This is a genomic window from Brevundimonas sp., from assembly GCF_023259385.1.
In the GTDB taxonomy this organism is placed as follows: Bacteria; Pseudomonadota; Alphaproteobacteria; order Caulobacterales; family Caulobacteraceae; genus Brevundimonas.
In genome coordinates, this window is sequence record NZ_JAHFPF010000096.1 from 6,969 (window position 1) to 11,811 (window position 4,843).

Consider the following 4,843-nt stretch of genomic DNA (forward strand, 5'->3'; position numbering starts at 1 on the left):
CGGTCCGCGCCGCCAGCTTGAGTGTCTCGATCAGGGCATCGTCCACCAGGCCGTAGCCCTCGCCGACATAGTCGCAGTCGGCCACGACCATCTCCGCCGTCACCGCGTCCGGCCGCCCCAGCAGGGCCGCCGTCTCGCGCGCCAGCTTCAGCACATTCTCTTCCTGCTTGGCCTTGGGGGCCCGCACCCCGATGCCCAGCACGGGGATGTCCGCCCCCATCACCGCCAGCCCGGCCACCAGGCCCGCGTGGGTCCCGGCGCTGCCGGTCGCGGTGATGATCCGGTCGATCCTCAGGTCCAGCTCGTCGGCCCCGACCACGATCTCTCGCGCGCAGTCGACATAGCCCAGCGCCCCCACCGGATTGGAGCCGCCGCCCGGAATGACATAGGGCCGCCCGCCGCGCGCCCTCACCTCGGCCGCCGTCTTCTCCAGCTCGGCCGCCATGTCCGTCCCGCCCGGCACGCGGCGGATCACCGCCCCGAACAGCCGGTCCAGCAGGACGTTGCCGTTGTCGACATAGTCGGTCGCCCTGGACCCGGTCCGCTCCTCCAGGATGACTTCGCACTTCAGCCCGTGCGCCGCCGCGGCGGCCGCGGTCTGGCGCACGTGGTTGGACTGCACCGCCCCCTGGGTCACCAGGGTGTCGGCCTCCTGCTCGAAGGCCTCGCCCAGCAGGAACTCCAGCTTACGGGTCTTGTTGCCGCCGCCGGCCAGGCCGGTGCAGTCGTCGCGCTTGATCCACAGCTCGACGCCCAGCTCCTCCGACAGTCGGGGCAGAGGCTCCAGCGGGGTCGGCAGGTGGGCGAGGCGGACGCGGGGAAAACGGGCGAGATGCATGGGGCGGCTCCGTGGCGAGGCCCCTCTCTACCGCGCCGCGCACCCCGCGCGAAAAATGATTCGTATGTCCGGAACCGTTCTTTGTGATCCCTGTTATCGCATTGGACCTTGCGGCGATGCGCGCTCGACAGAGTCCTTTCGCGGCCCCGGTCTCTGCCACGCCCCCCGACGCAGACCGGGGCCGCACCTTCTCCCCCTTCCTTGTCATCGGCCCCTTGTCCGACTCAGGCGACCGGTCCGAGACTGCCCCCATGGGCGAATCGCCGATCAGACTGCGCGACCGAAGCGCCACCGAAGCCGCCATCGTCGAGGCGGGCGAGCGCATCCTGCTGCGCGATGGCTTTCCCGGCCTGAACGTCCAGACCCTGGCCGCCGAGGCGCGCTGCGACCGCAAGCTGGTCTATCGCTATTTCGAGGGTGTCGACGGCGTGGTCACGCGCATCGCCGCCCGCGCCCACGGCGCCCTGGTCCGCAGCCTGGACGCCGCGCCGGCGACTGAATCCGAGTCCCTGCGCGCCTTCGCCCGGCTCAGCCTGTCGGCCTGGGTCGCCGCGCTCCGGGCCAGTCCCCTGACCCTGCGCCTGATGGCCTGGGCCCTGGTCGAGGCCTCGCCCCTGCTGGACCGGATCGAGGCCGATCGCTCCACCGTGCTGCAGGCCTGGATGCGCGAGCGCCGCCCGCGCCTGCGCGTCCCGCCCGAGGGCGACCCCGTCGCCCTCAACGCCGTGCTGCTGGCCGCCGTCCAGCACCTGGCCCTGTCGGCGGACGCCCGTCCCGGCGTCGGCGGCGTGGCCCTGGACGACGCCGGCTGGGCCCGCATCGAGGCCGCGCTCGACCGCCTTCTGATCGCCTTCCCCGAGTAACGCCGGTACGAATTCACGCACTGCGGGCCTTTCGGGCATTGCCGTGCGCGGGATTCGGGTGTTCGTATGCTCCACAGCAACCTGACGTTACCCGACGCCAGGCGCCGGAAGGACGCATTCAAGCGTCCCGGCAGGGAGGGTCTATGGAAGTCTACCTCGGTACGATCCAGCCGTTCGCGTTCCAGTGGGCGCCGCGAGGCTGGATGTTCTGCAGCGGCCAGCTGCTGTCCATCGCGCAGAACTCGGCGCTGTTCTCATTGATCGGCACCACCTACGGCGGCGACGGGGTCACCACCTTCGCCCTGCCCAACCTCAACGGCCGCACCGCCACCGGCCAGGGGACCAGCACCACCGGCACCAGCTATGTCATGGGTGAAGCGGCGGGCGTCGAACGTGAAACCCTGCTGCAGTCGCAGATGCCCCAGCACACCCACGGCCTGATGGCCGCGACCGGCGCCGCCACCTCGGCCACGCCCGGCTCCAGCCTGATGCTGGCCGCCGCGAACGGGTCCGACCCGACCAGCGGCGACGCCCTCACCGTCCAGGTCTACGGCCCCGGCCCGGCCAACACGACCCTGGCGCCCCAGTCGATCGGCATCGCCGGCGGCTCTCAGGCGTTCAACATCATGCAGCCCTACCTCGTGATCAACTACTGCATCGCGATCTCGGGCATCTTCCCGTCCCGCAATTGACCCCCCTCGTCCTGTCCAGGGAGACGATCCATGAGTGAGGTCTTTATCGGCGTGCTGCAGCCGTTCGCCTTCCCGTTCGCGCCCAGCAACTGGAAGATCTGCGACGGCTCCCTGCTGCCCATCGCCCAGTACCAGACGCTGTTCGCGCTGATCGGCACCACCTACGGCGGGAACGGCGCGACCAATTTCGCCATCCCCGACACCCGCGGCCGCATCCTCCTGGGGCAGGGCCGCCTGCCGGGGGGCTCCACCTACACCATCGGCGAGTCCAGCGGGTCGGAGGCCGTGACCCTGACCGTGCAGAACCTGCCCGCGCACATGCACCTGATGATGGCCTCCGTGAACGGCTCCACCGCGCCGGCGCCGGGCTCCAACGAGTGGCTGAGCACAGCGAACGGCAGCGACCCGACCTCGGGCGACGCCGTCACCATCCATGTCTACGCCCCCGCCGGAGCCGCCGAGCCTCTGCAGGGCGTCGGGCCGGCCGGCGGCAACCAGCCCGCGCCGATCATGCAGCCCTTCCTGGTCAACAACTACTGCATCGCGGTCCAGGGCATCTTCCCCAGCCGCAACTGATCAGAAGCTCAGCGTCATGTCGTGCTGGTCGCTGCCCGGCGCGTAGCCGTCCTTGACCACCCGCTCCACGACGAAGCCGAACCGTTCGTAGAAGCCGGTGGTCAAGGTCCCGGTGTTCAGCCGCGCGCCGGTCGCGCCCGGCTCGGCCCGCGCCGCCGCCAGCCGCGCCTCGGTCAGCCTGCGGCCCAGCCCCTGCCCGTGCAGTCCCTGCTCGACCATGCCCCAGCACAGCGCCACGGTCTTCCCGTCGGCCTCCATCGCATGGCCGCCGCAGGCCACAATGCGCCCGTCACGCGCGATCACCTGATAGGGCCAGCGCATCTCGTCCAGGAACCGCTCGAAGTCCGCCCGTTCCGACGGATCGAAGAAGCGCGGCGTATTGCTGTCGAACAGGGCCAGGCAGGCCTCGCGGTCGGCGGTGTCATAGGGGCGGGCGATATCCATGCCTCACCCTGCCCGGCGGGACTGAATTCGCAACCCCTGGGACGCCCGGGCATTGCCGGAACCCGGCTGGCGTGTTGGGATAAGCCTTTGGCAACTGGACGTTATCGACGTCAGGGCCGGACGGGCGCGCCCGCATCCGGCAGGGGGAAGACACAATGGACGCCTTTATGGGCACGGTTCAATCGTTCGCGTTCACGTTCGCGCCGCGCGGCTGGCAGAAATGCCAGGGACAGACCATGAGCATCTCGCAGCAGAGCGCCCTGTTCGCGCTGCTCGGCACCATGTACGGCGGCGATGGACGGCAGACCTTCATGTTGCCGAACCTCGCCGGCCGCACCGTGCTCGGCGACGGCCATTCCCTGGGCGGAGGCGACTATCTGATGGCCTCGATAGGCGGCATGGAAAAGACCACCCTGCAGGAGGCGCAGATGCCGCGCCACACCCACGGCCTGGTCACCACGGACGCCTCGGCCGAATCCGCCGCGCCGGGACCTGGCCTGATCCTGGGCAAGGCCGCCGACTCCAGCGGCAACGACATCAACATCTATGCGCCCAGGGAGAAGGGGACTCGCGGCCCGCTCGCGCCCGACTCCATCGGCCTGGCCGGCATGTCCCAGCCCCTTTCGCTGATGCAGCCCTATCTGACGCTGAGCTACTGCATCTGCATCGAGGGGAACTTCCCCAGCCGCAACTGACCCGACCGTTGAACCGATCCCCCCGGAGGCGTAAGGCTGCTTCCGTTCTCCGGGGGGTCGCAAGCGAGCGGCTGAGATAGAGGTTTCTCCTCTGACCCGTCGAACCTGATCCGGGTCATGCCGGCGAAGGGATGAGTACGCTTCTGGTCCACGCGACAGGACCACCGCGCCCGACGTCGGCGGACCTCCACATTCGAGGCCGCCATGAACATCTCCGTCACGCCCCCCAAGACCGGGACCGCCCTGCCCGAAGAGCCCAACCTGGCTCAAGCAGCGAGCGACCGCGTCGCGAGCGATAGCCACGAACCAAATGTCGAGCTCGCGCTCAAGGATGCCCGCGAGGCGGTGATGAAGGAGACGGGGTCCATCCCCACCGGCGAGCGCGAGGGATCGCGCAAGGTCTATGTCGCCGGCGAACTCTACCCGGACATCCGCGTCCCCTTCCGCGAAGTCGCCGTCCACCCGTCGGCCAATGAGCCGCCGGTGACCATCTACGACTCCTCGGGCCCCTACACCGACCCGACCGTCACGATCGACATCAAGAAGGGCCTGCCCCTGGTGAAGTCCAGCTGGCAGCTGGACCGCGGCGACATCGCCCGTGTCGAGCACCCGCGCGAGGTCAAGCCCGAGGACAACGGCCACGCCAGCGGCAAGAACCTGGCCCCCCGCTTCGACACCTCGCACCACCGCGTCTTCAAGGGCGTCGAGGGTCGCCCCGTCACCCAGTACGAATAC

At 69.6% G+C, this 4,843-nt stretch carries 6 protein-coding genes, 1 pseudogene and 1 riboswitch; of the genes and pseudogenes, 5 read left to right on the forward strand and 2 right to left on the reverse strand.

From position 1 onward, the window contains the following. Nucleotides 1-838: D-cysteine desulfhydrase (locus Q0C81_RS09015; RefSeq protein WP_291836704.1), on the reverse strand; the 838-nt coding region annotated here is incomplete at its 3' end. A gap of 251 nt (nt 839-1,089) precedes the next feature. Here Q0C81_RS09015 and Q0C81_RS09020 point away from each other — a divergent pair. The 3 genes from Q0C81_RS09020 (at nt 1,090) to Q0C81_RS09030 (ending at nt 2,969) form a co-directional block, all read left to right on the forward strand. Further along, nucleotides 1,090-1,701, forward strand: coding sequence for a TetR/AcrR family transcriptional regulator (locus Q0C81_RS09020; RefSeq protein ID WP_291836706.1), 612 nt, complete (start codon nt 1,090-1,092; stop codon nt 1,699-1,701). Between the two features lie 143 nt (nt 1,702-1,844). Continuing rightward, nucleotides 1,845-2,393, forward strand: coding sequence for a phage tail protein (locus Q0C81_RS09025; protein WP_291836708.1), 549 nt, complete (start codon nt 1,845-1,847; stop codon nt 2,391-2,393). 30 nt (nt 2,394-2,423) lie between these two features. Next, nucleotides 2,424-2,969: a phage tail protein gene (locus Q0C81_RS09030; protein ID WP_291836710.1), complete on the forward strand. Its 546-nt coding sequence runs from the start codon at nt 2,424-2,426 to the stop codon at nt 2,967-2,969. Here the strand turns inward: Q0C81_RS09030 and Q0C81_RS09035 are convergent, their stop codons facing one another. Then, nucleotides 2,970-3,413 carry a GNAT family N-acetyltransferase gene (locus tag Q0C81_RS09035; RefSeq protein WP_291836712.1) on the reverse strand — a complete coding sequence of 148 codons (444 nt, stop codon included), beginning with the start codon at nt 3,411-3,413 and terminating at the stop codon, nt 2,970-2,972. Nucleotides 3,414-3,568: 155 nt separating this feature from the next. On the opposite strand from Q0C81_RS09035, the gene Q0C81_RS09040 reads away from it, so the two are divergent. Beyond that, complete coding sequence (locus Q0C81_RS09040) at nt 3,569-4,108, forward strand: phage tail protein (RefSeq protein WP_291836714.1); 540 nt, start codon at nt 3,569-3,571, stop codon at nt 4,106-4,108. A 40-nt stretch (nt 4,109-4,148) separates the two neighbouring features. Next, nucleotides 4,149-4,258, forward strand: a riboswitch (TPP riboswitch). A 198-nt stretch (nt 4,259-4,456) separates the two neighbouring features. After that, nucleotides 4,457-4,843, forward strand: a pseudogene (locus Q0C81_RS09045) (phosphomethylpyrimidine synthase ThiC); the annotation flags it as partial.

What these genes read in the sequence shown, in the direction of transcription:
- Q0C81_RS09020 (WP_291836706.1), top strand. Translation starts at nt 1,090, where the DNA reads ATGGGCGAATCGCCGATCAGACTGCGCGACCGAAGCGCCACCGAAGCC.
- Q0C81_RS09025 (WP_291836708.1), top strand. Translation starts at nt 1,845, where the DNA reads ATGGAAGTCTACCTCGGTACGATCCAGCCGTTCGCGTTCCAGTGGGCG.
- Q0C81_RS09030 (WP_291836710.1), top strand. Translation starts at nt 2,424, where the DNA reads ATGAGTGAGGTCTTTATCGGCGTGCTGCAGCCGTTCGCCTTCCCGTTC.
- Q0C81_RS09035 (WP_291836712.1), bottom strand. Translation starts at nt 3,413, where the DNA reads ATGGATATCGCCCGCCCCTATGACACCGCCGACCGCGAGGCCTGCCTG.
- Q0C81_RS09040 (WP_291836714.1), top strand. Translation starts at nt 3,569, where the DNA reads ATGGACGCCTTTATGGGCACGGTTCAATCGTTCGCGTTCACGTTCGCG.